The organism is Oceanicaulis sp. UBA2681, assembly GCF_002354675.1.
Lineage (GTDB): Bacteria > Pseudomonadota > Alphaproteobacteria > Caulobacterales > Maricaulaceae > Oceanicaulis > Oceanicaulis alexandrii.
The window spans coordinates 84,493-109,072 of the sequence record NZ_DEMB01000016.1; the positions used below are offsets into that span (position 1 = coordinate 84,493).

The 24,580-nt window shown below is 62.6% G+C and carries 29 protein-coding genes; 6 read left to right on the plus strand and 23 right to left on the minus strand.

All coding sequences use genetic code 11. The features are described 5' to 3' along the window. Nucleotides 1-13 precede the first annotated feature (13 nt). From B3M53_RS11660 to B3M53_RS11740, 17 genes are all read right to left on the minus strand, one after another. Nucleotides 14-382 (minus strand): Mth938-like domain-containing protein, encoded by a 369-nt coding sequence (locus B3M53_RS11660; RefSeq protein WP_028284471.1) that lies wholly within the window; start codon nucleotides 380-382, stop codon nucleotides 14-16. Beyond that, nucleotides 372-1,355: a protein translocase subunit SecF gene (gene secF, locus B3M53_RS11665; protein ID WP_022699818.1), complete on the minus strand. Its 984-nt coding sequence runs from the start codon at nucleotides 1,353-1,355 to the stop codon at nucleotides 372-374. Before secF ends, B3M53_RS11660 begins: the two co-directional genes overlap by 11 nt. A gap of 12 nt (nucleotides 1,356-1,367) precedes the next feature. After that, on the minus strand, nucleotides 1,368-3,002 hold the full coding sequence (gene secD, locus B3M53_RS11670; RefSeq protein ID WP_022699819.1) for a protein translocase subunit SecD: 1,635 nt from the start codon (nucleotides 3,000-3,002) through the stop codon (nucleotides 1,368-1,370). Between the two features lie 62 nt (nucleotides 3,003-3,064). Continuing rightward, nucleotides 3,065-3,433: a preprotein translocase subunit YajC gene (gene yajC / locus B3M53_RS11675; RefSeq protein WP_022699820.1), complete on the minus strand. Its 369-nt coding sequence runs from the start codon at nucleotides 3,431-3,433 to the stop codon at nucleotides 3,065-3,067. 109 nt (nucleotides 3,434-3,542) lie between these two features. After that, nucleotides 3,543-4,448 carry a LysM peptidoglycan-binding domain-containing protein gene (locus tag B3M53_RS11680; RefSeq protein WP_273020716.1) on the minus strand — a complete coding sequence of 302 codons (906 nt, stop codon included), beginning with the start codon at nucleotides 4,446-4,448 and terminating at the stop codon, nucleotides 3,543-3,545. A 75-nt stretch (nucleotides 4,449-4,523) separates the two neighbouring features. Further along, nucleotides 4,524-4,934: a hypothetical protein gene (locus B3M53_RS11685; protein ID WP_273020718.1), complete on the minus strand. Its 411-nt coding sequence runs from the start codon at nucleotides 4,932-4,934 to the stop codon at nucleotides 4,524-4,526. A 103-nt stretch (nucleotides 4,935-5,037) separates the two neighbouring features. Further along, nucleotides 5,038-5,685 carry a protein-L-isoaspartate(D-aspartate) O-methyltransferase gene (locus B3M53_RS11690; protein WP_273020719.1) on the minus strand — a complete coding sequence of 216 codons (648 nt, stop codon included), beginning with the start codon at nucleotides 5,683-5,685 and terminating at the stop codon, nucleotides 5,038-5,040. Further along, nucleotides 5,682-6,467: a 5'/3'-nucleotidase SurE gene (surE, locus tag B3M53_RS11695; protein ID WP_273020720.1), complete on the minus strand. Its 786-nt coding sequence runs from the start codon at nucleotides 6,465-6,467 to the stop codon at nucleotides 5,682-5,684. The genes B3M53_RS11690 and surE overlap by 4 nt, the downstream gene beginning before the upstream one ends. Then, nucleotides 6,464-7,738 (minus strand): serine--tRNA ligase, encoded by a 1,275-nt coding sequence (serS, locus tag B3M53_RS11700; protein ID WP_273020721.1) that lies wholly within the window; start codon nucleotides 7,736-7,738, stop codon nucleotides 6,464-6,466. Before serS ends, surE begins: the two co-directional genes overlap by 4 nt. Before the next feature lie 117 nt (nucleotides 7,739-7,855). Continuing rightward, nucleotides 7,856-8,659 carry a twin-arginine translocase subunit TatC gene (tatC, locus tag B3M53_RS11705; protein WP_022699826.1) on the minus strand — a complete coding sequence of 268 codons (804 nt, stop codon included), beginning with the start codon at nucleotides 8,657-8,659 and terminating at the stop codon, nucleotides 7,856-7,858. Beyond that, a complete protein-coding gene (tatB, locus tag B3M53_RS11710) occupies nucleotides 8,659-9,090 on the minus strand; it encodes a Sec-independent protein translocase protein TatB (protein ID WP_273020725.1) in 432 nt (143 codons plus the stop codon). The genes tatC and tatB overlap by 1 nt, the downstream gene beginning before the upstream one ends. 3 nt (nucleotides 9,091-9,093) lie before the next feature. Next, nucleotides 9,094-9,342, minus strand: coding sequence for a twin-arginine translocase TatA/TatE family subunit (locus B3M53_RS11715; RefSeq protein ID WP_022699828.1), 249 nt, complete (start codon nucleotides 9,340-9,342; stop codon nucleotides 9,094-9,096). A gap of 145 nt (nucleotides 9,343-9,487) precedes the next feature. Further along, nucleotides 9,488-10,252, minus strand: coding sequence for an SMC-Scp complex subunit ScpB (scpB, locus tag B3M53_RS11720; protein WP_022699829.1), 765 nt, complete (start codon nucleotides 10,250-10,252; stop codon nucleotides 9,488-9,490). Beyond that, the gene (locus B3M53_RS11725) at nucleotides 10,245-11,093 is read right to left on the minus strand and encodes a segregation and condensation protein A (protein ID WP_022699830.1); all 849 of its coding nucleotides are present in this window, start codon (nucleotides 11,091-11,093) and stop codon (nucleotides 10,245-10,247) included. Before B3M53_RS11725 ends, scpB begins: the two co-directional genes overlap by 8 nt. Further along, nucleotides 11,090-12,118, minus strand: coding sequence for a beta-N-acetylhexosaminidase (nagZ, locus tag B3M53_RS11730; RefSeq protein ID WP_273020727.1), 1,029 nt, complete (start codon nucleotides 12,116-12,118; stop codon nucleotides 11,090-11,092). The genes B3M53_RS11725 and nagZ overlap by 4 nt, the downstream gene beginning before the upstream one ends. Next, nucleotides 12,115-12,930, minus strand: coding sequence for an SPOR domain-containing protein (locus B3M53_RS11735; protein ID WP_160092222.1), 816 nt, complete (start codon nucleotides 12,928-12,930; stop codon nucleotides 12,115-12,117). Before B3M53_RS11735 ends, nagZ begins: the two co-directional genes overlap by 4 nt. 119 nt (nucleotides 12,931-13,049) lie before the next feature. Continuing rightward, nucleotides 13,050-14,225, minus strand: coding sequence for a deoxyguanosinetriphosphate triphosphohydrolase (locus B3M53_RS11740; RefSeq protein WP_349678842.1), 1,176 nt, complete (start codon nucleotides 14,223-14,225; stop codon nucleotides 13,050-13,052). Between the two features lie 98 nt (nucleotides 14,226-14,323). Between B3M53_RS11740 and erpA the strand changes: the two genes are divergently transcribed. The 4 genes from erpA to B3M53_RS11760 all read left to right on the plus strand — a co-directional run bounded on the left by erpA (nucleotide 14,324) and on the right by B3M53_RS11760 (nucleotide 18,425). After that, nucleotides 14,324-14,668, plus strand: coding sequence for an iron-sulfur cluster insertion protein ErpA (erpA, locus tag B3M53_RS11745; RefSeq protein WP_273020732.1), 345 nt, complete (start codon nucleotides 14,324-14,326; stop codon nucleotides 14,666-14,668). A 74-nt stretch (nucleotides 14,669-14,742) separates the two neighbouring features. Next, a complete protein-coding gene (locus tag B3M53_RS11750; protein WP_273020733.1) occupies nucleotides 14,743-15,420 on the plus strand; it encodes a nitroreductase in 678 nt (225 codons plus the stop codon). A 97-nt stretch (nucleotides 15,421-15,517) separates the two neighbouring features. Then, nucleotides 15,518-16,600 carry a helix-turn-helix domain-containing protein gene (locus tag B3M53_RS11755; protein WP_273020734.1) on the plus strand — a complete coding sequence of 361 codons (1,083 nt, stop codon included), beginning with the start codon at nucleotides 15,518-15,520 and terminating at the stop codon, nucleotides 16,598-16,600. A gap of 112 nt (nucleotides 16,601-16,712) precedes the next feature. Then, nucleotides 16,713-18,425 carry a serine hydrolase domain-containing protein gene (locus B3M53_RS11760; RefSeq protein ID WP_273020736.1) on the plus strand — a complete coding sequence of 571 codons (1,713 nt, stop codon included), beginning with the start codon at nucleotides 16,713-16,715 and terminating at the stop codon, nucleotides 18,423-18,425. Between the two features lie 73 nt (nucleotides 18,426-18,498). Here the strand turns inward: B3M53_RS11760 and B3M53_RS11765 are convergent, their stop codons facing one another. Next, a complete protein-coding gene (locus B3M53_RS11765) occupies nucleotides 18,499-18,849 on the minus strand; it encodes a hypothetical protein (RefSeq protein ID WP_160092227.1) in 351 nt (116 codons plus the stop codon). Between the two features lie 133 nt (nucleotides 18,850-18,982). Then, a complete protein-coding gene (locus tag B3M53_RS11770) occupies nucleotides 18,983-19,369 on the minus strand; it encodes a hypothetical protein (RefSeq protein WP_273020740.1) in 387 nt (128 codons plus the stop codon). A 30-nt stretch (nucleotides 19,370-19,399) separates the two neighbouring features. On the opposite strand from B3M53_RS11770, the gene xth reads away from it, so the two are divergent. After that, nucleotides 19,400-20,191: an exodeoxyribonuclease III gene (gene xth, locus B3M53_RS11775; protein WP_273020743.1), complete on the plus strand. Its 792-nt coding sequence runs from the start codon at nucleotides 19,400-19,402 to the stop codon at nucleotides 20,189-20,191. A 2-nt stretch (nucleotides 20,192-20,193) separates the two neighbouring features. After that, complete coding sequence (locus B3M53_RS11780) at nucleotides 20,194-20,586, plus strand: VOC family protein (RefSeq protein ID WP_273020745.1); 393 nt, start codon at nucleotides 20,194-20,196, stop codon at nucleotides 20,584-20,586. Here B3M53_RS11780 and B3M53_RS11785 read toward each other — a convergent pair. The 4 genes from B3M53_RS11785 to B3M53_RS11800 all read right to left on the minus strand — a co-directional run bounded on the left by B3M53_RS11785 (nucleotide 20,583) and on the right by B3M53_RS11800 (nucleotide 24,499). Continuing rightward, a complete protein-coding gene (locus B3M53_RS11785; protein WP_022699842.1) occupies nucleotides 20,583-21,551 on the minus strand; it encodes a DUF3137 domain-containing protein in 969 nt (322 codons plus the stop codon). The genes B3M53_RS11780 and B3M53_RS11785 overlap by 4 nt on opposite strands. 93 nt (nucleotides 21,552-21,644) lie before the next feature. Then, nucleotides 21,645-22,271 (minus strand): DUF2497 domain-containing protein, encoded by a 627-nt coding sequence (locus B3M53_RS11790; protein ID WP_273020747.1) that lies wholly within the window; start codon nucleotides 22,269-22,271, stop codon nucleotides 21,645-21,647. Between the two features lie 95 nt (nucleotides 22,272-22,366). Next, complete coding sequence (locus B3M53_RS11795; protein WP_273020749.1) at nucleotides 22,367-23,716, minus strand: TolC family outer membrane protein; 1,350 nt, start codon at nucleotides 23,714-23,716, stop codon at nucleotides 22,367-22,369. Between the two features lie 126 nt (nucleotides 23,717-23,842). Continuing rightward, on the minus strand, nucleotides 23,843-24,499 hold the full coding sequence (locus B3M53_RS11800) for a protein-L-isoaspartate O-methyltransferase family protein (protein WP_022699845.1): 657 nt from the start codon (nucleotides 24,497-24,499) through the stop codon (nucleotides 23,843-23,845). Nucleotides 24,500-24,580: the final 81 nt, after the last annotated feature.

The window sequence follows — 24,580 nt, forward strand, 5'->3', positions numbered from 1 at the left end:
TGCTTAAGATTGCTTAAACCGGTATTAGGGCCGCCGCTACATTGCGCCCTTCGCCCGCCAGAAGGTTATAGGTCCGGCAGGCGGTCGCCGTATCCATGACTTCCAGCCCAACACCGGCCTCGCGAAACGCTTTGCGAATGCTGGCGGGGGGATGCACCAGGCGCTCCCCCACGCCCAGGATCAGCATGTCCGGACGGGTCGCAGCGTTGAGAAAGATCTGCAGGTCTGCAAGCTCCAGCGTGTCGCCGGTCATTGACCAGGCGCGCGCAGCGCCGTCCACGATCAAGGTCGCGCCGTCCTTGCGCACCCCGGCAATGCGAAAACCGCCATCCCCAAACGCGTCGATTGGCGGCAAGCCGGCCCCGGATGCGTTACGGGGCAAGGGCGCCCCCATTACCGTCTTCATTGGCCTCACGCTTCACCCCGGTCAGGGTCAGAAGCGGCGCCGCCACGAAGATTGACGAATAGGTGCCCACGCCCACGCCCCAGATCAACGCCAGCGCGAAGCCTTCGAGTGCAGGGCCGCCAATCACCGCCATGGCGACGATGGCGATCAGGGTGGTGCCCGAGGTCAGGATGGTGCGCGACAGGGTGGAGTTGATGGCGCCATTGAGCACGTCCACGGTGGGACGCGTCTTGAACTTTCGGAAGTCCTCGCGGATCCGGTCATAGACGATCACGGTGTCGTTCATCGAATAGCCCACAATCGTCAGGATCGCGGCGATGGTGGACAGGTTGAATTCAAGCTGGGTGATGGCGAAGAAACCAATGGTCGCGATCACGTCATGGATCAGCGCCAGCACGGCGCCCACCGAATACTGCCATTCGAACCGGAACCAGATGTAGATCAGCATCAAGAACAGGGCGACGCCGATAGACGTCGCGCCGGCGACCACCAGTTCGCCCGAGACTTGCGGGCTCAGGGATTCAGTTTTCTGAAAGACGATGCCCGGAAACGCCTCTTCAAGCGCGAGGGACACCATCTGGCGAACCGCCTGTTGCGCTTCAGCGTCATTGGCGACGGTATAGCCCTCGATCTCGTTCACACGCTCGGAGGAAACCAGCCCCACGCGCACCAGAGCCTCGTCTTCAGCGCCAAAGCCCTGAACCTGGACATCACCCAGATCCAGACCCGACAGGACTTCGCGCAGCGCGCCAGTGTCGGCAGGGCCTTGGGTTTTCACTTCGATGGCGGTGCCGCCTCGAAAATCAATGCCGAAATTGAGTCCCAGCGTCGCGAAAGCTGTAATAGACCCCAGGATCAGCGCCACCGAGATAAAAAACGCGACCAGGCGCGCCTTGATGAAAGGCACTGCGGTGTCTGTGGGAATGAGGCGGACGAGTGCAAGCGACATGATCGCCTCCCCTTACATGGCCAGAGATTTCGGCCGGGCCATACGCAGCCAGGTCGAAATCAGAAGACGTGAGAACACAAAAGCGGTGAAGACCGAGGTCAGGATGCCGATGCCCAGCGTCACGGCGAAGCCGCGCACAGGACCCGCACCCAGCATGTACAGAACCGACGCTGCGATCAGGGTGGTGATGTTTGCGTCCAGAATGGCCGACAGGGCGCGCGAATACCCGGCTTCGAAGGCCGTGGTCACTGTTCGTCCCAATCGGTACTCCTCCCTGACCCGTTCAAAGATCAGCACATTGGCGTCCACCGCCATGCCGATGGTCAGCACGATCCCGGCGATGCCCGGCAAGGTCAGCGTCGCCTGAAGCCCGGACAGCGCGCCCAGCAGCAACAAGATGTTCGCCAGCAGCGCCATGGTCGAAACAATGCCGAAGAAGCCGTAGGCGAGCGCCATGAACACGATCACCAGGCCGAAGCCGATCAGTACCGCCGTCTCGCCGCGCGCGACGGAGTCAGCGCCCAGGCTCGCGGTGACGGTGCGTTGCTCCACCGGGGTCAGGCGCGCCGGCAGGGCGCCGGCGTTGAGCATGTTGGACAAATCAGTCGCCGATTGCAGCGTAAAGCCGCCCTCGATGATGCCCGAGCCGCCGGTGATGGCGCTGCGGATCACCGGAGCGGAGATGATGGTGTCATCGAGCACGATGGCGAAGCGACGCCCCCGGTTCTGGGTCGTCGCTTCCGCGAAAGAACGGGCGCCGGAGGTGTTGAAGCGGAAGCTCACGGCAGGCTGGCCGTTCTGATCGAACGCCTGACCGGCGTTCACCAGCTGCTCGCCAGTGACCAGCGCGCGGCGCTGAACGGCCAGATAGGGCTCGCCCGAACGTTCGGACGGCAGGATCATGACGCCGGGGGGCGTGCGGCCCGTTCCGTCAGGATTGATGGTGATCCCCTCCTCCACCATGTGGAAGGTCAGACGCGCCGTGGTGCCCACCAGGTCGATAATGCGTTGCGGATCGCTTTCGCCCGGCACCTGAACGAGAACCCGGTCCTCGCCCTGACGGGCGATATTGGGCTCGGTGGTGCCGGTGGAGTCCACCCGGCGACGGATGACCTCGATGGACTGGGTGACGGTGCGCTGACGCACGGCGTCCAGCGCGGCTTCGGTGATGCCCAGACGGATCGTGCGGTCGTCATCGCCCTGGTTGATGGTCAGGGTCTGGGTCATGCCCTGCCCGCCCGTGGCGGTGGTGATCGGCTCGTTGAGCTCTTCCAGACGCTCCAGAGCGCGGTCCATGTCTTCCGGACGTGACAAGCGAACGATGACCTGGCCTTCCACGACCGCCGGCGAGCCGGCGATCAGGATGGGCGGATCTTCACGCAGCGCGCTGCGGGCATCATCTTGCAGGTTCTCCAGCCGCTCCTGCCGGACTTCCTCCATATCCACCTGGAAAACCAGATGGGAGCCCCCGCGCAAATCGAGACCCAGATTGATCGTCTTGTGCGGCAGAACCGTAAAGACGCCCTTGGGTTCGCCGTTGGCGTCCAGACGGACGCTCTCAGGCACGAAATTGGGCAGGGTGAACAGAAGGCCGATCAGGATGACGAGGGTGACGACCGTCGTCTTCCAGGGAGCGAAATACAGCATGGGGCTCTCAAGCGTCCGGCGACGCCGGGCCGAGAGCCCGACGCCGGAATGTCAGTCAGGCCTTAGTCGGAAGACTTGGCGTCGGCGGCGTCATTGGCCGGCTCGGTGCGCGTGCGCACTTCCATGATCGTGTGCTTGAGCACTTTGACCCGGACGCCTTCGGCGAGTTCGACGGTGGCTTCGGCGTCAGCGACACGCGTCACTTTGCCGATCATGCCGCCGGAGGTGACGACTTCATCGCCTTTGCGCAGGCCTTCGACCATCTCACGATGCGCTTTGGCTTTCTGCTGCTGCGGACGGATCAGCAGGAAGTAGAAGACCACGAAGATCAGGATGAACGGGGCGAACTGCATGAGCATGGGCACGAGCCCGCCCTGTGCGCCAGAAGCGGCGGCGGTGGCGAGGAAGACAGAGTCAGTCGCGGAAAACATGGCGGCTCCGGTAAAAACGAGCGATTAAGGTTGCCGGAATATATCGGTGTCCGCGCCGCATGCAACAAGACCCGGCGGTATGTCGTCACCTGATTTACTCAGTCAGGCGCTATCTTGCGGGCAAAACCTGCATCGGATCGACCGGACTGACGCCGCGCCGCACCTCGAAATGAAGCGCCGTGCGGGTCTCAGAGCCCGACGCCCCTGCATCAGCGATGTGCTGACCGGCCGTGACCCGATCGCCCACGCTGACACGCAAAATCGAATTGAGGCCATAGGCCGTCACCCAGTTGTTGGCGTGACGGACCAGCACAAGCTCGCCATAGCCCTGCAGCTCATTGCCGGCGTAAACAACCTCGCCGTCCGCAGCGGCGCGAACCGGGTCACCCAGGCGCGCCGCGATGCGAATGCCGTCGATCCGGCTGCCCTCTGCGCCGCCATAAGGGGTGATGATCTGGCCTTGCAGCGGCCATTGGAAGCTGGGCGCATTGGCGGTGGAGGCCTGAGGCGGCGCACTGGCTCGGCGCGGCGGCGGATCGGACCGCGCAGTGGAACCGCTGTTTGCGACCGGCGGCCGGGCCTGCGCCACAGACCGAGCCGGCCCTCTGACAGAGAGGTCCTGCCCCGGATAGATCGTATAGGGACGGCGCAGACCGTTCATCTGCGCCAGCTCGTCCGTGCTCATGCCGTGCGCCAGGGCAATCCGGTACAGATTGTCCCCCCGACGCACGGTATAGACGGACGGTCCTGGCAAACGCAGGCTCTGCCCGGTGCGCAGAGGGTACGGTTCGCGCAGATTGTTCTCCGCCGCCAGGTCCGCCACAGAGGCGCCGCACCGTTGAGCAATGGCGAACAGCGTGTCGCCGGGGCGCACGGTGACGCTGCGGCCGCAGCTGGCCGTCGCACGCGCCGATGCGCCCGACCCATGTTCGATAGGAGCAGGCGCGCGCAAAGGCGCTGCGCAAGCGGACAATATCACCGCTACGCCCAGTCCCAATACACGTGTGCGCATCATAGGGCGCATTCACCCCGTCCTGCCATGAACTCTGTTCCGGCAGAATGGCGGATGAGCGTTAACCGTGTGTTGACTTTAGCTCGCGTCTTCCGGCAGCTGAGCCAATTCCTCGAATTCACCGATGCTGCAGCTGCCCACGACCGTGTTCGAACCCTGGTCCATCACACGCACAATCTCGCCCTGGCAGAGCTGAGCGCCCGGCACGCTATAGCTGATATAGGTGAACGGGCGCGTCGCTGAACGACAGCCGCGGCCAACACGGGTCAGATAGGTGTCGCGGTTTTTCGTGGTCACGAGCCAAGCGCTCTCATTGACCGTGTCGATTGTGTCGATACGCGTCAGAGAAAGGCAGGAACGGCTTTCGCCCGTCAACTCGTAGCCCTCAGGCATGAAAGGCGTTTCATCCATAGCGTCAGATTGAGACAGCGCGGCGCCAGTCATGACAAGCGAAGCGCTCAATGCCGTCAATGCAGCGGAAAGTTTCATAGTGAGCTCCTTGTGTGACCGCGGGATAAACCCGACAGCTTTCCCCAGTGAGGCGATCTTAACACATGCAATGGAGAAATCGGAGTTCGTTCTCTGGAAACTCTTAAAGCGCCCTGGCCTCGCCCGGCACCAGCGGCACGAAGCGCACGTCAAACAACGCGGTTTCCGTCACTTCACCGTCTTCAGACTTGTCATAGCGCATGAGGGTCTGAACACTTCCGTTCTGCACCGGCGCGACGCAGATCCCGCCGGGCTTGAGCTGATCGAGCAAGGTATCGGGTCGGGCCGCCGCGGCGGCGGTGACGATGATGCGGTCAAACGGCGCCTGTTCGGGCCAGCCCAGCGAGCCATCCCCGATGCGTGTCACGATATTGGAGAGGCGCAAGGCGTTGAATCGCGCTTCGGCTTCCTTGGCCAGGGTGCGATAGCGCTCGACCGTGTAGACGCGGCGCGCCAGACGCGCCAGCACAGCAGCCTGATAGCCAGAGCCTGTGCCGATCTCGAGCACCTTGCAGCGATCGTCCAGCTTGAGCGCTTCGGTCATCGCCGCCACCACGAAGGGTTGGGAGATGGTCTGACCGCAATCAATCGGCAAAGGCCGGTTTTCGAACGCCTGATCCGCGAACCCCTCAGGCACGAAGATCTCACGCGGCGTGCGCTCGATCGCCATCAGCACCTGCTTGTCGGAGACGCCCGCCCGACGCAGCGCCATCACGAGCTGGATCATGCGTGTGTCGGGCATGCCGGTCATGGGTTCAGCATCTCTCCGAGCGCGTCTTTCAGGCGGGTGCGGGCGTCATAATTGGTCAGGTCCAGGTGCAGCGGCGTGATCGAGATCCGCCCCTCATACACCGCGCGCAAATCCGTTCCCACGGCCGGGTCAGACAGCTTGCCGTTGAAGCCGAGCCAGTAATAGGCCCGCCCGCGCAGATCCATGCGCTCATCGGCGCGCAGCACGGCCTGGTCTCGCTTGCCCTGAACGGTGACTTCAGAGCCGGCCACCTGATCGGGCGCCCGGTCGGGGAAATTCACATTGAGCAGCGTGTTCTGGCTCCAGGGCGTGTCCAGCAGGGCCTTGAGGACACGCGGGCCATGCGCGCTCGCGGTTTCCCAGCGGATCTTGTCCCGCCCTTCAAAGCCATAAGCTTGCGACAGGGCGATGGAGCGCACGCCCATCTGAATACCGTGCATGGCCGCCGCGACCGTGCCGGACATGGTCACGTCGTCGGCGATGTTCTGGCCCGAATTCACGCCCGACAACAACAAGTCAGGACGCCCATCCTTCATCAGGATGTCCATGGCCATATGCACGCAATCGGTCGGCGTGCCGGACACGGAAAAGCGTTGATCGTCAAATTGCTCGACCCGCAGCGGCGCGTTCAGCGTCAGGGCGCGGCCCATGCCTGATTGCTCGTCCGCCGGCGCCACAACCCATACATCGTCAGAGACGGTGCGCGCGATCTCTTCCAGCACTTTCAGACCTGGCGCATGGATGCCGTCGTCATTGACGAGCAGGATGCGGGGTCCGCTCATGGCTCGATGACCTCGAGGCCGCCCATATAGGGCTGCAGCGCTTCAGGGATGCGCACCGAGCCGTCAGCTTGCTGATGGTTTTCAAGGATCGCGACCAGCGCCCGGCCCACCGCCAGGCCCGAACCATTGAGCGTATGCAGGAAGTCAGGCTTCTTCTCGCCCTCCTTGCGGTAGCGCGCATTCATCCGGCGCGCCTGGAAATCACCGCAAGTCGAGCACGAGCTGATCTCGCGATAGGTGTTCTGGCTGGGCATCCAGACTTCAAGGTCGTAGGTGCGGCGCGCGGAGAAGCCCATATCGCCGGTGCAAAGCTTCATCACCCGGTAGGGCAATTCCAGACGGCGCAGCACCATCTCGGCGCACTGGGTCATGCGCTCGAGCTCGTCTTCAGACTGCTCGGGCGTGGTGATCGACACCAGCTCCACCTTCAGGAACTGGTGCATGCGGATCAGGCCGCGCGTGTCGCGCCCCGCCGAGCCCGCTTCAGACCGGAAGCACGGCGTCAGCGCCGTCATGCGGATCGGGAAGCTGGCTTCCGCGTGGATGGAATCGCGCACCAGATTGGTCAGGGGCACTTCCGCAGTCGGGATAAGCCAACGGTCATCCGTGGTGCGGAACAGGTCTTCGGCGAATTTGGGCAACTGGCCCGTGCCGAACAGGGCGTCATCGCGCACCATGTAAGGCACGGACGTTTCGCGATAGTCGTTTTCGGTCGTCTGAAGGTCGAGCATGAACTGACCCAGCGCCCGCTCCAGCCGCGCCAGCGGACCTTGCAGCACGGCAAAACGCGCGCCTGACATCGCGGCGGCGCGCTCGAAATCAAGGCCCAGACGCTCGCCCACAGTCACATGGTCGGCGACGTCAAAATCAAACTCGCGAGGCTCGCCCCAGCCGCGCACTTCCTCGTTCTCGCTCTCATCCTTGCCCTCGGGCACGTCCTCGGCGGGACGGTTGGGCAGCGCGGCGAGATGCTGGTTGAGCACTTCTTCTGCGGTGCGGGCCTCTTCAGACAGGCGCTCCATTTCCGATTTGAGGCTCTCCACCTCAGAGCGCAGCGCGTTGAAGCGGTCTTCATCGCCCTGGGCTTTCGCCTTGCCGATCTCCTTGGACTTTGAGTTGCGCTCGGTCTCGATCTCCTGAAGGCGCGAGGTCGCTTCACGGCGGCGCGCGTCCAGATCAATCAGGCGCTGGGCTTGCGGCTCCACGCCGCGCAGAGCCATGGCGGCGTCAAAAGCCGCCGGCTCGTCGCGGATCAGACGGATGTCATGCATGATAAAAACTCAAAGGTCGAACGGTGAAATGGAACCCGCGTGATACTCGCGCAGGCTTCCATCGTCCACACTTCAAATGGATGTGCGTGCGCAGTTTACACCGCGAGCAAGCCGCCGTCAGGCGTCGTCTTCGTCCGGTTTGCGCTCGACCAGCTTCACCGCCAGGATCGACAGGCCGTACAGCCCGAACATGGCCCCCGCCAGGAAGAGCTGGCTGATCGGGTCGGGCGGCGTCACGAAAGCGGCGAAGGCGGCGATGCCCACCAGGGCGAATTTCCAGAACCGGATCAGATCACCCGAGGTGATGATCCCGGCCTTGCCCAGAAGCGACAACAAGACCGGAAGCTGGAAACTGATCCCGAAGGCCAGCGCCAGCGTGGTGACCAGATTGAGATATTCCGACACCCGGGTCAGAAGCTGGATGCTGGCGCGTCCCTCCTGCCCGATCTGCTCCTGGCCCAGAGCAAAGCTCATCACGAAGGGCAGGATGACATAATAGACGAACGCCATCCCCGCCGCGAACAGCAGCGGCGAAGCCAGCAGAAACGGCGCAAAGGCGAGGCGTTCATTCTTGTACAGGCCCGGCCGCACAAACGCCCAGACCTGATAGGCGAGCACCGGAAACGCCAGAACAATTGCGCCGAACAGGGCGAGCTTGAGTTTGACGAAGAAGAATTCCAGTGGCGCGGTGAAGATCAGCTGCAGGTCCAGCGCGTCGCCGCGCACCTGACGCGCCGCGTCTTCAAACGGCACCAGAAGCACATTGTAGATCCATTCTGCGAACACGAAACAGATGGCAAAGCCCACGACCACAGCGGCCAAGGACCAGATCAGCCGGTCGCGCAATTCCTCGAGATGCGCCATCAGCGGCGCGCGCGAGGACTCCACCTCGTCGTCATGCTCAAGCTGGGGCGAATCCATCACCCCTCTCCGGTCTTGGTGGATTTGGCGTCAGACGGCTCAGGAATATCAGAAGCGTCAGGAGCCTCAGGATCCGGAGCCAGGGCTTCACCCGGCTGAGGCTTCGGGTCCGCCATCGGGCGGGCCGTGCGCGGATGGGGACGGCCCTCCATATCGCGCATCATCTCCGTATCGGTTTCCAGGAATTCGCGTTCGATATCCTTGATCGGATTATTGGATTTGAGCGAACTGATTTCCTTGCGCAATTCGGCGAGCTCCGCCTCGCGGCCCAGCTCGTCAAAACTGCGTTGGAACTCGCGCGCCGTGGCGCGGATCTGGCCGATCATCTTGCCGACCCGGCGCACCATGAGGGGCAAGTCCTTGGGACCCACCACCACCAGCGCCAGAATGACGATGACGATCAGCTCCTGAAAACCAAAGGCCGGGTTCATGGCCTAGCCTCCGGTGCGCTCGTCCTCGCGGGTGGACTGGCCATCCTGCGCGCCACCCTCCTCAAGGGCTGCGGAGGCGGAGTTCGACGAGGATTTCTCATCGTCCTTGTCGCCATCATCGCGCAAGCCCTTGCGGAACTCGGTGACGCCCTTGGCCAGATCGCCCATCAGGCCCGAAATCTTGCCCCGGCCGCCAAACAGCAGCACCAGCAGAACGACAACGATCAGAATGCCGGTCCAATGCGCACCCATGAGACGCTCTCCTTGCAAACACTGTCTGATACGCTGAACGCGGCAGGCCGCGCGGGGCGCTCAGTTCTCACTTCACTAGAGGATATAAGCGCCGGGGTCCAATCACCCCGTCAGCTACGGCTCGACATTTCAGTGACACGCACCGTCAGTCCTCAGGCTCGTCGCCTTCCAGAAAATCCATATGGAACTGGGCGGCTTCATCCTCGCTGAACAGATCCTCGTCCGCATCAGGCAACACATGGCCTGCGGACGGAATGGAGAAGTCCGGCGGCAGGCGGCTGGAGAGCAGCCCCGCCGCTTTGAGGTCCGAGACGCCGGGCAGATCCGACAGGTTCGCCAGTCCGAAATAATCCATGAACGCGTCCGTCACGCCATAGGTGACAGGGCGCCCCGGCGTACGCCGACGCCCGCGCAGGCGAATCCACTTCATTTCCAGCAATTGGTCGAGCGTGCCGCGTGACACCGCCACGCCGCGAATCTCTTCGATCTCAGCGCGGGTGACCGGCTGGTGATAGGCGATGATGGCGAGGGTTTCGAGCGCAGCCTGCGACAGCTTGCGCGGCTCTTCGCGCTCAGTGCGCAAAAGCCATCCCAAGTCTTCAGCGGTCTGAAACCGCCAGCGCCCGCCCACTTCCACAAGGTTCACCCCCGCATCGGCGTATTTGGCCTGCAGCGCATTGATCAGGCCGCGCACGTCAGTGTCGTCCGGCAGACGCGCGCGCAAGGTGTCGAGATCAAGCGGCTCGGAGGCGGCGAACAGCAGCGCTTCCACGATGCGCAGCAATTCCGGCTCGTTATCAATCGCCAGCCGGACGCCAGGCGGTCCGGCGTCTCCGGCGGGAATCGCCTGGGCCTGGGCGCGCAGCGCCTTGATCGCTTCGGCGATCGGGTCGTTATCGTCTTCAGCCATGCTCACCGCCCTCCTCGCTCAAGGACAGCCCGGCCGCTTCCGCCACATGCCGCATCCAGATCGGGGCATAGGTCTCGTCCTGCCTCAGCCGCAGCTCGCCATGCTTGGTGATCTCAAGCGCCGCCAGAAGCGACGAGGCCAAGACAGAATCTGAACTGGGCGCGTCATACCCAAGCTCGTCTTCATCCGGCAGCAGCTCATCCAGCCGCGCCCAGCCCGTCAGCCCCCGCGTCACATGGGTGAGGCGTTTGCGCGCCTGCTCCAGCCCGTAAACATTCGGCGACTTGGGCTGATAGGTGGCGAAGGCCTCGCGCTCGCGCCGCGTGGCGTAGGCCTTCAGAAGATCGTAGAGCTCCGCCTCGTAAAGCGGCGTGCGGATCGAGCGGACGCCCTCAGGCGCGCCCCGCGTGAAGACGTCCCGTCCCTTGAGCGAGCGCACAAACAAGGCATCGCCCGCCGCGCGCATGGCCTCCAGCCGGCTGAGGCGAAAGGCCAGCGCGGCCGCCATCACCTCAGGTTCGGGCTCGTCATCGGCCGGGCGTGGTTTCGGTAACAAAAGCCGGGATTTGAGATAGGTCAGCCAGGCCGCCATCACGAGGTATTCCGCCGCGATGTCGAGCCTGTGCGTGCGCGCCTTGTTGATGAAGACCAGATACTGATCGGCCAGCTCGACCATGGAGATGACGGCGAGATCGACCTTGTTCTTGCGCGCCAGCGCCAGCAGCAGGTGCAGCGGGCCTTCCCAGCCCCCGATATCGAGAATCAGCGCTTCGGTCGCGCCGGCCTCCTTGGCGGCGGAGAAATCTTCATCCTCCTCGAAACCGTCAAACAGGTCGGTCATGACGCCAGCGGCACGCCCCCTTGGTCAAACAGAGCCTTGAGGCGTTTCACGCCATCCTCGGCGTCAAAGACATTCGGGCTGTGGCGCGCATCCAGGGCGCGTCCGGCGCGCTCGGCGGCGTGACCGCCCAGCGCCGGGGCGGCATGCGCCACCTCAACCATCTCCGACATCTTGCCGTTGCAATGCATCAACAGTTCACAGCCCGCCGCGAGCGCCCGCTCGCCACGTTGCTGCAAAGAGCCCTCAAGCGCTTGCATGGACAGATCATCCGTCATGAGCAGCCCGTCAAAGTCGATGGCGCCGCGAATGACGCCGTCCACCACATCGCGCGATTGGGTGGCGGTATGTTCGCTATCGATGGACGCGTAGACCACATGGGCGGTCATCGCCATCAGCGCGCCTTCAATGCCCTTGAAGGCGGCGAAATCGCGCGTGGCCAGCGTTTCAGCGTCGGTCGTCACCACCGGCAATTCCAGATGGCTGTCCGCCGCCGCGCGGCCATGACCGGGCAAATGCTTGATCACCCCCAGAACGCCCTGATCGAGCAAGCCGTCCAGCGCCGCCGTGCTCATCTGGGCGATAGGCTCGGGCTCGGTGTGAAAGGCGCGATCACCGATCACGTCATGGGCGCCCGGCACGGAGAGGTCCGCGCACGGCGCAAAATCCACATCGATCCCGAGCGCAATCAACTCGGCGCCCAGAAGCTGATGATTCAGCCGAACCGCCTCAAGCGCCAGCTCAGGCTCACGATCGTAAAGCTCACCGAAGATGCGCGCGGGCGGCGCAGCGCGCCAATGCGGTGGACGCAGACGCTGCACCCGGCCGCCTTCCTGATCGATAAACACAGGCGCCTCGCGGCCCACCGCTTCACGAAGCGCGCCGGTCAGCCGGCGCACCTGTTTGGGCGTGTCCACATTGCGAGCGAACACGATGAAGCCCCACGGATCGCTGTCGCGGAAAAAGGCTTTCTCGTCCGGCGTCAGAGTCTCCCCGTCCAGCCCGTACAGCGCCGCGCTTATGCTCATCGGCGCGCCACCAGGCAAGCCTGACCGCGGGCGTCCAGCGAGGCGCAGAATTGCGCCGCGTCCTCACGGCTGGTGAAGGCTGCGACCCGCAAGCGGTGGAAGACGCCGCGATCGCCCAGATCCGCGCGCTGTATGTCAGGCGCATGCCCGATGGCCAGATCAGAGAACCGGCTGGTGAACGCCACCCACCCTGCTTCCGCGTCTTCGCGAGAGCGGAACGCGCCGATCTGGGCCACATAGGCGCCTTCGGTCTGCGCAGCGGTTTGGGTCCGGGGCTCGGTCCGGGCCGGGGCGGGTTGAGCCGGCGCCGGGTCCGGGCGTGCAGGTTCGGTGCGGGCCGGTTCAGGTTCAGGCTCAGGGTCTGGCGCTCGCTCGGCGGGTTCATCCAGCGCGTCCGCGCTGGCGGTCTCCACCTGAAGGGCGGGCATCTCGACTTCAGGTGCGGGTTGTTGGGTCACAGGCTCTTCGGACACCGTGCGCGCAGGCGGCGTTTCGGTTTCAGCCGGATCGCTTTCGCCTTCGCGGAGTTCATAGGCCGAGAGGTCCTGATCCGGCGCTTCATAGCCGCCGGGATCTTCAGGCGCCACGCGATAGGGCTCGGCGTCGGCGGTGATCACCGGGTTCTCGCCGCGCTCGCGCACGCCCAGCTGGAAGGTGTTGTACACCACCGCCACAAAGAGGATGAACACCACCGCCGAGGCGCCCAGGAACAGCCAACCGCGGCGGTCCTGCTCGTCTTCACGCGCATCATAGGTGTCATAGTCATCAGGCGGCGGGGCATAGGCCCCGTAACGGGTGTCGTCGTCGGTCATCTCACGTTCCACACCGGTCAGCGCCACCGTGATTCGGCGGCGAACAGCAGCGTAAACCATAGCAACAGCTTTGACGCAGAGTCGCCCTGTGCGCAGAGATTTTCCACAGTCTGGCGGGCTTAGCCCCACCCCTCCACGTGGAAGAGCTTGCGATGCTCCTCAATGGCGTAGCGATCCGTCATCCCGGCGATGTAATCGCACACCACACGCGCTGTCGCTTCCGCACCCGCTCCGCTGGCCTCTCGCTGCAGTTCGGTCGGCAACAACATGGGGTCAGACAGGAAGGCGGAAAACAGGTCTCGGACGACCATTTTCCCCTTCTCTTTCATCCGCTTGACTTTGTAATGCAGATACATGTTCGCATACAGGAACCGCCGCACGGCCGCGAGGCTTTCCGTCATGCCGTCTGAGAACGCCACCACGGGCTGATCCAGGCTGCGCACGGCGTCAGGGCTGTCCGCGCCGCTCTCTTCAAGACGCCGCCGGCTCTCTTCAAGAACATCCGCCACCATCAGGCCGATCATCTCGCGCACGGCTTCATGGATCAGGATGTTCTCTGAAATATCAGGATAGCGTTCGCGGCAACGCCGGAAGACCTGACCCACCAGCGGCAGATCCATCAGCTGCTCGATCTTGAGAATCCCTGAGCGCAGGCCGTCATCAATATCGTGATTATTATAGGCGATGTCGTCTGACAGCGCCGCGATCTGGCCCTCCACCCCGGCATGGGTGTGAAGCTCCAGCGCCTGCCAGCCCGGATAGGCGCGGAAGCCCCAGGGCAGCACTTTGGGGTCATCACCCGCACGCATCAGCGGGCCGTTATGTTTCACGACGCCTTCCAGCGTCTCCCAGGCGAGGTTCAGGCCTTCAAACTCGGGGTAGCGGGTTTCAAGCTTGGTCACCACGCGCAGGGTCTGGGCGTTATGATCAAAGCCGCCGAAATCCGTCATGGATTCCGACAAGGCGTCCTCGCCAGAATGGCCAAACGGCGGATGCCCCAGATCGTGGGCCAGGGCGCTGGCTTCGGCCAGATCTTCATCCACGTTCAACGCCCGCGCCAGCGTCCGGGCGATCTGGGACACTTCCAGCGAATGGGTCAGGCGGGTACGGTAGGCGTCGCCTTCATGGGCGACGAAAACTTGCGTCTTTTCCTTGAGCCGGCGGAAAGCGCTGGAATGGATGATCCGGTCGCGATCACGCTGGAACGCGCTTCGCATGGCGCTTTCAGGCTGGGGGTGATGGCGGCCGCGGCTTTTCGCCGGATCGCAGGCATAAGAAGCGCGCATCTGGGCCATCTCCTGCTCCATTGTCGGTTGAGGTCTTTTTTCAGGCGTCAGGAACGTCCATATACTGATGCGAGGCCTTAACGCCAGACGTTGAAAGTCAGACGCTCATGACCACAGCCGCCAACATCGCCGATATCTCGCTGTCGGACTCCGCAGCCGCCCAGATCAACCAGATCATCACGGCGCAATCGGACGCCCGCTATCTGCGCCTGTCCGTGGAGGGCGGAGGCTGTTCGGGCTTTTCCTACAAATATGATCTGACCGACACCGCCAATGACGACGACATGCGCATCGAACGCAACGGCGCCACGGTATTGATTGACCCGATGAGCGTTGAGTTTCTGGACGGCTCGGTGATTGATTATGTGGACGAGCTGATCGGCGCGAGCTTTCAGATCAAGAACCCCAACGCTACGGCCGCCTGCGGCTGCGGAACCAGCTTCTCGATCTGATTGCAGCTTTCAATCTGACTGGACAGGCCGACAGGTTTCGCGCTCCCTTGTAAAAAATACTCAGGGGAGAGTTCATGAGCCTTTCGGTCAAAGACGCGCTGCATAAGCGCATTTCCACGCGCGCCTTTCTCGACACGCCGGTGTCAGAGGACGAATTGCGCGCCGTGCTGGACGATGCGCGCTTTGCTGCATCAGGCGGCAATCTGCAGCCCTGGAAAGTGGTCGTCGTGGCCGGCGAAGCGCGTCAGCGCGTGATCGACGCCGTGTCCAAGAAACTGGCTGAAAACCCGTTCGACGATGAAGCCGCCTTCCCCGTCTATCCCGAAAAACTGTGGGAGCCTTATCGCAGCCGCCGCTATGAGCTGGGCGAGGACATGTACGCGCTCATGGGCGTGCCGCGTGAGGACAAGGCCGCGCGACTGAACTGGCTGATGCAGAATTATCAGTTCTTCGGCGCGCCGGTGGGTTTGTTCTTTGTGATCGACGAACGGATGAACCCCAATCAATGGGCGCATCTGGGCATGTTCATGATGAGCCTCGCCCTTGCCGCGCAAGAACGCGGCCTCGCCACCTGTTTTCAGGAAGCCTGGACGCCCCATTGCAAAACCGTCGGCGAGGCGCTGGGCGTTGAAAGCCCCGACCAGGTCTATTGCGGCATGGCTTTAGGCCATGCCGACCCTGACGCGCCGGTCAACAAGCTGCGCGCCAAACGCGCCTCTGTGGACGAGATCGCCCGTTTTGAGGGGTTTTGAGCGGCCGTTTGCATGCCGCGCGCCTCAGCGCGAACGCTGACCCCCATAGCCTAGGAGACGGGTCATAGAGATCACGCTGACCAATTTCTTTGCGGTCATGTCCATCCTGACCGGGTTCATGTGCGTATTGCTGGCTTGCTTTCTGGTGCTGGCGCCCAATCCGAGAACCTTGCCGAACCGCTTTCTGGCGGCGTTCCTGTTGCTCACCGCGATTGAGCTGAGCGGCTGGCTATGGGTGGACGCCAGCAACCAGGCGCATTGGTCGAACGCCCTGCGCCTGGCTCTGGGCAAGCTGCAGATGCCGGTGTTCCTCGGCTTCTTTCTGGCGTCCTGCTATGCCGATTTCCGGCTAAGAGCGCGTGACGCCCTGCATCTCATTCCCATGGCGATCGCTCTCTGGCTGGCGCTGCCCGGTGATCAACTGCATCTGAGCGCCGGTGAGACTTCGAGCGCCAATCTCAGCCCCGCCGAGCAGACAGCCTTCACCGTCGGCTCTCACCTGCTCTATTACGGCTATATGGCCATGGTGATCTGGGTTCTGGTGCGCTTCTGGGCCCTGTATCGCAATCAGCATGCTGCCGGGCGGTCCCAGACTTTGCTCTGGCTGACCCAGTTGGCCGGCGCCTCGCTCTTCGCCCATACGCTGATCCTGCTGCGCGATGTGCTGAACCTCTCACTGGCCCATGCCGTGGTGCTGCCGCTCCAGCTTCTCGGCGCCGTGCTCGCACTGGGCATCACTACATGGATCGCCCTGAAGTCCTTGCTCCATCCTGAGCTGTTTCGTGATGTGGACCGACGCCTGCTGAGCCTCACCCCGCGCTCAGAAGAACCCCAATCACCGGATTTGCAACGGGTGCTGGCCTATATGGAAGCCCAGACACCCTATCTGGATCCCGACCTTAATCTGGCGCGGCTGTCAGATCAGCTGGCGATGACGCCGCGCGAAGTGTCCGAGCTGCTGAACCAGTCGCACGGGGTTCATTTTTTCGACTTCATCAATCGCTACCGGGTGCGCCATGCACAAGCGCTGCTCGAAGCGCAGGACGGACAGAGCGTCCTGCAGATTCTGCACGCGTCCGGTTTTAATTCGAAATCGTCATTCAATACAGCCTTCAAGAAACACACAGGTCTGACGCCCAGCGCTTACAGAAAGAATTTTCCAACTCTTCAAACTGCTTAGCTGAAACCCGCACAGGTCCGGTTTTCCCCAAAACGTTCGATTTCATGATCTCGGTCGCTAGCGGCGAGCAGACCGGGCCATTTGAACCTCGTGACAATACGGGGGTTCATCCATGGTCATTCAAAACGCTCAATTCTGCCTGCTCGGCGCTGCGCTGACACTGCTCACAAGCGCCTGCAACGCATCATCTGAAACCGCCACAGTCGAAACCATCCCGCCTGAAATCGTCCAGGCGGAAGCGCTGATCGCGCCCTGGGAGACTGATGACGCTCCGGGCCTGTCGATCGCCATATCGGTCAATGACGAGATTGTCTTTGCGCGGGGCGCTGGCCTCGCCAATCTCGAACATGGCATCGCCATCACACCAGACACCGCCTTCCAGGTGGCTTCGATCTCAAAACAATTCACGGCCTTCAGCACGCTGATGCTCGTCTCGGAGGGGCAGATCGATCTGGACGCCGACATCCGCACCTATCTGCCCGAGCTCTCCGCTCACCCGCAGACCGTCACCGTGCGGCATCTGCTCGATCATATGGGAGGGCTTCGCGAGCTGACCTCGCTGAGCGTCATGGCGGGCTGGATGGCGGATGATATCCGCCAGCGCGACCGGGAGCTGGAGCTGCTGAGCCGTCAAACCGGCGTGAACTTCCCCGCCGGCGCCGAAGTCGAATACAGCAATACCGGCTATACCCTGCTCAGCCATATCGTCGCGCGCGTATCAGGCCAGTCGTTCCACGACTTCACCCGTGAGCGGATCTTTGAACCGCTGGGCATGACCAACACCCGTTTTCCGGAAAGCCGCAATGCGCTCATCGCTTCACGCGCAGCGTCCTACTATCCGACCCGCGACGGCTTCGCGAACGTCATCGCCGCCAATGAGACCGCGGGATCGACCGGGCTGTTCACCACAGCGCCGGACCTTCTGAAATGGGCGGAGAATTTCGAGACCCGCACCGTGGGGGACGACCGTGTCTTCCAGCTAATGGCCGAGCGCGCCTTCGCTGAAAATGGCGACGCGTCCGTCTTCGCGAAGGGGCAGGAATTGCGGATCTATAACGGCCTTGAGACCTGGTCGCATGGCGGAACGGATGCGGGCTACCGCGCCTTCCTGTTGCGCATTCCGAGCGAAGATTTCGAGCTCAGCGTGATGAGCAATCGGACCGATTTCGACAGCGCCGGGCTGGCGTTCGCCCTCGCTGACACCTTTCTCGGCGACAGCGCCAATTTCACCGCGGAACCAGACCTGGACTGGTCCCCCGCCATTTCGACGCAACTGGCGGCCTATGCCGGGGATTATGAGATCCAGCCTGGCATGATCTTTACAATCACCGCTGGTGAAGACGCGTTACTGTTCGGTTCGCTGGGCGCACCCGCGGACGAGCTGCAGCCCCTGCCGCAAATCGCTGAGCGCGCCTTCATGCTGAACCCGGCGGCAGACATCTCACTGGTGTTCGCCGAACCTGAAGACGGCGCCTCGCCTTATTTCGACTACACGATCGGGCTTCACGGATCATTGAAAGCGCCGCGTGTTGAACTGGCCCCGTTTGACGCCGGGAGCGTCACTCTGGCCGAGTTTGCGGGTGTGTATGAAAGCGAGGAGCTCGCCACCGCCTACACGGTCACAGCGTCAGATGACGGCCTGATGATCACTCACCCCCGGACCGGGAGTTTTCAGGCTGCTGCGTATCAGCACGATACCTTCTCCTCCTTCAGCGGCGCCATGCGGAAACTGGCATTCATCCGCAATCAGCAGGGGGAAATCACCGGGTTTCATGGCTCCGCGCCCCTTGTTGATCGCGTCGCGTTTACCCGTCGCGATCGCTAGACAAAAATCTGCGCTCAGGCTCGCCCTCCGCGTAAGGGCGGGCCTGAAACACTCAAGTCTTCTTATACGGTGCTTATTGCGCAAGCATGGCCAGAAGACCGAGAGCCACCATGCCCAGCACCCAGGCCAGAACGGGGAAACCGATCAACTTCATACCCAGCACTGGGCGCTTCAGGCCCAGTATTGCACCCCAGCCCAGGGCGAGTCCGCCAAACGACAACACCGGCCCCGCCCAGACCCAATAGACGAAAAGGGGATAAGCTGACGGGGTGTCTGATGGCTCCCGGTAAGGTTGGGTGACCAGCTCGGATACGCCCAGACTCACCAGTCCAATGAGGCCCACGAGAAGGGTGAGCCCCACCAATCCCAGTCTCATCCCGGAGTTCATGCCCTGCGGAGCCCCGTGTTTTTCAGCCGTTTGCATATCGCTCTACTCCGGGTGCTGTGTCCGCGCATGGCTCACGCGACGCCCATCGATCTTTGCCTCGAGCTTTCATAACAGACAATTGTAAAGCTTAAGGAAAACCTCATCCCTGAGCAGCCGGTTTCTCAAACTGTCACGGCTGGCACAGGAAATCGCCGCCGCACGCTGTCGCCACAACGGCGGAATACGCGAGCAGCAGGCAAAGCCACGTCACGGGGATGAAGAACACCAGCCGGATCCCGAGGCCAGGACGCCGTCCGATCCAGAACACCAGCCAGCCCATGATCAAGGCCCCGCAGGCCAGCGCCGGGCCAGCGCTCATGGCGTAATAGATCCATTCGGCCAGCGGTTCGCCCGCCCTGTCGCCGAAGGTCACGCTGCGCGGAATCCACAGCCCGTAGCCGAAAAACCCGATCCAGGCTGCAACCACACTGGCCACAAGCAAGCCGAACACTGCTAGAAACGTCACCTTGCGCGGCGGCGCTTCCGCATCAAAGGCGTCATCCGCCATATCACGCATTTTCGTTCGTCCTCAGCCGGGATCAGCCTCATGACCTTGTCCGTCGCCACATGGAACGTCAACTCGATCAAGGCGCGCCTGCCCAATGTGCTGGACTGGCTGAAAGAAGCCAAACCGGACGTGGCGTGCCTCCAGGAGATCAAGACGGTGGACGAGGGCTTCCCCCGGCTCGAGATCGAAGAGCTCGGCTATAATGTCGAGACGGTCGGCCAGAAGACCTATAACGGCGTCGCCCTGCTCTCTAAGCGCCCGATCGAGGAGATCAGCCAGCGCGCCCTGCCCGGCGATGAGGAAGACGAGCAGGCGCGGTATATCGAGGCCGTGATCAGCGCAGACACCGGCCCGGTGCGGGTCGCGTCGATCTATCTGCCTAACGGCAATCCCGCGCCCGGCCCCAAATACGATTACAAGCTCAAATGGATGAAGCGCCTGAAAGCGCATGCCAAATCGCTTCTGGCTCTGGAAGAGCCGGTCATTCTGGCGGGCGATTACAATCTCATCCCGCGCGACAGCGATGTACATGACGCCGCCGCTTGGGAGGGCGACGCGCTGATCCGGCCTGAGAGCCGGGACGCCTTTGCGGAGATCTTGTGGCTTGGGTATTCAGAGGCGTTCATGCAGGCCGACGGCCGCGCCCACCAATACACCTTCTGGGATTATCAGGCCGGCGCCTGGCAGAGGAATAACGGCATCCGCATCGACCACCTCCTGCTCAGCCCCCAGGCCGCCGATCAGCTCAAATCCGTCGAAATCGCCAAGGATGTGCGCGGCAAGGAAAAAGCCTCTGACCACGTGCCCTTCATCGGAGTGTTTGACCTGTGAGCATGCCGTCTCAAACCCTCGCCGCAGTGACCTATCTGGTCGCGGACTATGACGAGGCCATCGCCTGGTTCAAAACTGCGCTCGGCTTTGACGTGTTGACCGATGACGATCTTGGGAACGGCAAACGCTGGGTCGAAATCGGCGCCGGCGATGGCGGGGTGAAGCTGTTGCTCGCCAAGGCCAAGGGCGTCGAGCAAGTCGCCGCCATCGGCGCCTTCGCTGGTGACCGGGTGGGCTTTTTCCTGCACACGAACAACTTTGACGCCAAGCGCCAGGCCATGGAAATTAACGGCGTGCCGTTTGAAGAAGACACGCGGACCGAGCCCTATGGCAAGGTGGCGGTGTTTCGCGATCTTTACGGCAATCGCTGGGATCTGCTGGAGCCGAAGGCCTAGCTGACCCCGCCGCCTTCACGCGCAGGCTCCAGCACGGTGTTGATGATGTCGTCGATCATCGAGAACTCGCCGTGCAGGGTCTCAACGCGGTCATGATCGGTGAGCGGTTTGAACATGGAGCCCGCTTCAAACTTGTTGCCGGTCTCCGCAACGATCAGCAATTCCCCGCGGCCATCCCCATCGCCCAGCGCATCATCGAACACGCAGCGCACATTCTTGCCCTTGAGCTCGGTCTCGAGCTTCAGCAAGCGCTCCATGAAGGAGGGCGTCAGAAGGTAGCGCGCCATCACCTGATCGGTGCCGTAGACTTCAAACGCTTTCTCGAACGTCGGATCCACCAGGCCGACCCGCTCAAGCTTGCGGCCGCTGAACAGCTTCTTCCCCCAGCCTTCAAGCCCGTTGAAGATACCCTTGTCGCGGGTCACCAGGGTGACGCCTTCGACCGTGCGCGGGAAGTTGATGCGGATCAGCACCCCGCGAAACACCGTGACGTAATAGGTGCGGTTCTTTGTGCGGCGGCGTTCCTCAAGATGGGCTTCGTAAATATCGAAATCCGCCCCGTAAGATTCGCCTGAGAACATGTCCTCGAAGCTCTTCCGGTCAGAGCCCGGCAGCAAGCCATGCTCGCGAAAGGCGTCAAACCGCACCGGGTTATGCACTTCGGCGCTGTAACGCATGCCGAAGGCGGAGGCGAACCGGTCATTGAGGCCGGACTTCACGGTCTTTCGCAGCGTGTTGAGGGCGCTGTTGCCCCAGATCATGGCCCCCAGAACGATCAGTCCGGAGCCGACCAGCATGACCGGCGCGGGAAAGCCTGCGAGCCCCGATACGATCAAGAACACGGCCACGCCGCCAAAGGCGATTCCGACACCTTTATAGCATTGGGAGACGGCGGCTTTGCGCTCTGTCTCAAGGCTCTCAAGCCAGGGGGTCAGCTCTTCAATGGCTTGGGTCAGGTCACGCATGGTCGGTCTCGGGGATGGTTATGAAACAGGAGGCTGAAACAAAACGGGCGCCGTCCTGCGGCGCCCGTTTGATCGTCATAAGTCCAGACCCGATTAACGGCCCCGGCGTGCAATACGCTCGATTTCAGTCTGCACTTTTTCCTCAACGATTGAGGGCAGGTTTTCATCCAGCCACTGCTTGAGCATCGGGCGCATCATCTCACGCACGATGGATTCAAGCGTCTGTCCCTGCTGGGAAGAAACCCGCAGGTTCTCAGACAAAGCGGCGAACATGCCAGCCGCGGCAGAAGCCGGCGCAGCGTCGACCAGAGACTCTTCGTCAACGGGCTCCGGCTCCGGTTCCGCCTCAAACTCAGGCTCGGGTTCCGGCTCAGGCTCCGGCTCGCGATCCATGATCATGAGATCATCGGCGAGATCGACCGGCTCGTCGTCTTCGACACGCTCGGTCAGCTCAAGCGCGTCGTCCATATCCATGTCCGGCTCGGGTTCCGGCTCAGGCTCAGGTTCCGGTTCAGCCTCGAATTCAGGCTCCGGCTCGGGCTCAGGCTCGGGTTCCGGCTCAGGCTCCGCCTCAAACTCGGGTTCCGGCTCAGGGGCGGGTTCGGCCTCAGCCTCGGCTTCTTCAGCCTTCGGCTCTTCTTCGTCTTCGTTAATGATACGGCGAATGGAGGCGAGAATTTCCTCCATCGTCGGTTCTTGTTCAGCACTATCCTGAGCCATAGAGACGTCCTTCGTCCGTCGAGGGGTAAACGGCGGCGCACAGGTTAGGCGCGGCAAGCCTTGGCTGTCCAGCACCCTTCCTTGATTTCCAAGGTCTAATTCCAGGGCGTTAAGTCGAAGTTAGCCCCTCGAGATTCTTCAAATCGCGACTCGACGTCCACAGCGTCAACCGGCAGAGCCAGGCTGGCGGCGTCCAGTTGTCCCATGGCTTGCAGAAGCGCATAGCTGGCCACAGTCAGGTCACGTTCCGCGCGCACCAGCTCGAGCCGGGAATTCAGCAATTCCTGCTCGGCGTTAAGCACGTCCAGCGTGGTCCGCAGCCCCACAAGAGCCTCTTGCTCGACGCCTTCAAAGGCGATTTCGTTCGCCCGAACCGCCTGACGGCTTGATTCGATCACGGCGAGCGCGGCGAGGTAATTGTTCCACGCATTGGTCGCGCCCTCGATCACCTGACGGCGCACGGTCAGCGCCGACAGACGCGCCTGGTCGGCGGATGCGCGCGCCTGGCGCACATTCGACCGGTTCAGGCCGCCGGTGAAGATCGGCATGGTCACAGAAGCCGTCACCGAGGCGGAGCCGCGGCCCTGGCCGGAGAAATCGCTCTCGCGACCTTCAGATATGGACGCCCGCAGACCCACTTCAGGCAATTGGGCGCCGCGCGCCACCCGCACGCCATGTTCAGCGGCCAGTTCTGCGAACTGGGCGGCCAACAGATCAGGATTGCGGCTGATCGCGACTTCCGCAGCGTCGGCGAATTCATCCGGCGCCTGTTCGGCGGGGCCGGCGCTGACAGGCTGAATCGGATCGACGCCCGTCACGCGGGCGTAACCAGCGCGAGAGGCGGCCAGCGCCGCTTGCGCAGCAGACAGCTGGGCCCGCGCGCCAGACAGGCGCGCTTCGGCCTGGGCGACGTCGGTACGGGTGATCTCACCCACTTCAAACCGGTCGCGCGCTGCGCGCAGCTGTTCGGCCAGAACCTCGACGTTATTGCTGCGGATGGCGATGATCTGCTGATCGCGGACCACATTCATATGCGCGCTGACAGCATCCAGAAGCACGGACTGCTCGGTGGACCGCAGCTGTTGGCGAGCCGCTTCGATTCGCGAGAGGGCGGCGTCAATAGAGCCGCGCGTGCGACCACCCCGATAAATGGACTGGTTCAGCGTCAGGCCATAGCTGGACGAGTCGCTCTCTTGCGCACCGCCCCAGGTGTCCAGCGTCTCTCCGACCGAGCCGTTCGCGGACAGGCTGGGCAAGACGTTGGCGCGGGCCTGGAAATAGCCTTCTTCGGACTGTCGCAGACTGGCGCGCTGAGCGCCCAGCGTGGGGTTGGATTCATAGGCGGCGACCAGCGTCTCCTGAAGAGACTGCGCCTGCGCCATCCCCATGGGCGCAAGACTAAACGAGAAAACCGACAGTGCGGCGGCGCACAGCAAACGTTTCATGGGGCGTCCCTCTTGACCATCCCTTGCGCAAGTCGCGCAAAACCTACCCGTCTTTGTATAGGACGGGTAAGACACGGTGTACGGTGCAAAATGTCACCCTCGACAGACAATCTGATGACAGCCTGCCTAGAAAGCGAATTTCGCCTCCGGTTCAAAGCCCGGCAGATAGGGCGCGGTCGTGTCGAAGATATCACGATCGCCCACCGTATTCTGCGCCTTGGTGTAGATACGCGCCCGGCCGACAGTTCCGTCGCGGACGATGACAGCCAGACGGCCGCCGACGCTGAGCTGATCAATCCAGGCCTGGGCCGGCTCGGCCACAGCGCCGTTGACGATGATCACATCAAACGGACCTTGCCCCGGCACGCCTTTTGACAGCTCGCCTTCAACGACAGCGGCGTTATCGGTCTCGATGGCGTTGAGCGCGTCCGTGGCTTTCTCGGCGAGGCCCAGATCTTTTTGCTCCAGTCCGACCACCGTCTCGGCGAGGCGGGCCAGCACAGCGGTGGAGTATCCCCGGCCGCACGCCACATCCAGCACCACGTCGGTGGGGCGAATGTCAGCAGCTTGAATCAGCTTGGCCAGATCACGCGGCGTCAGCATGAAGCGGCCTTCGGCCACACGCGCTTCGGTGTCTGCGTAAGCCTTGGCGGCCTGGGATTTGGGCAAGAACCGCTCACGCGGAATGTCAGCCATCGCATCCTGGATACGATGATCCGTCACGTCGTTCGGACGGATCTGGCTGTTGACCATGGCGAGGCGGGCGGTCTCGAATTCGGACATGGCGCGACGGCGTCCCTGTAATGAGTGTTCGCGGCGCTTATATCGCGCTCGCTTTCTGACCCGCAAGGCCAAGGCGCGTCC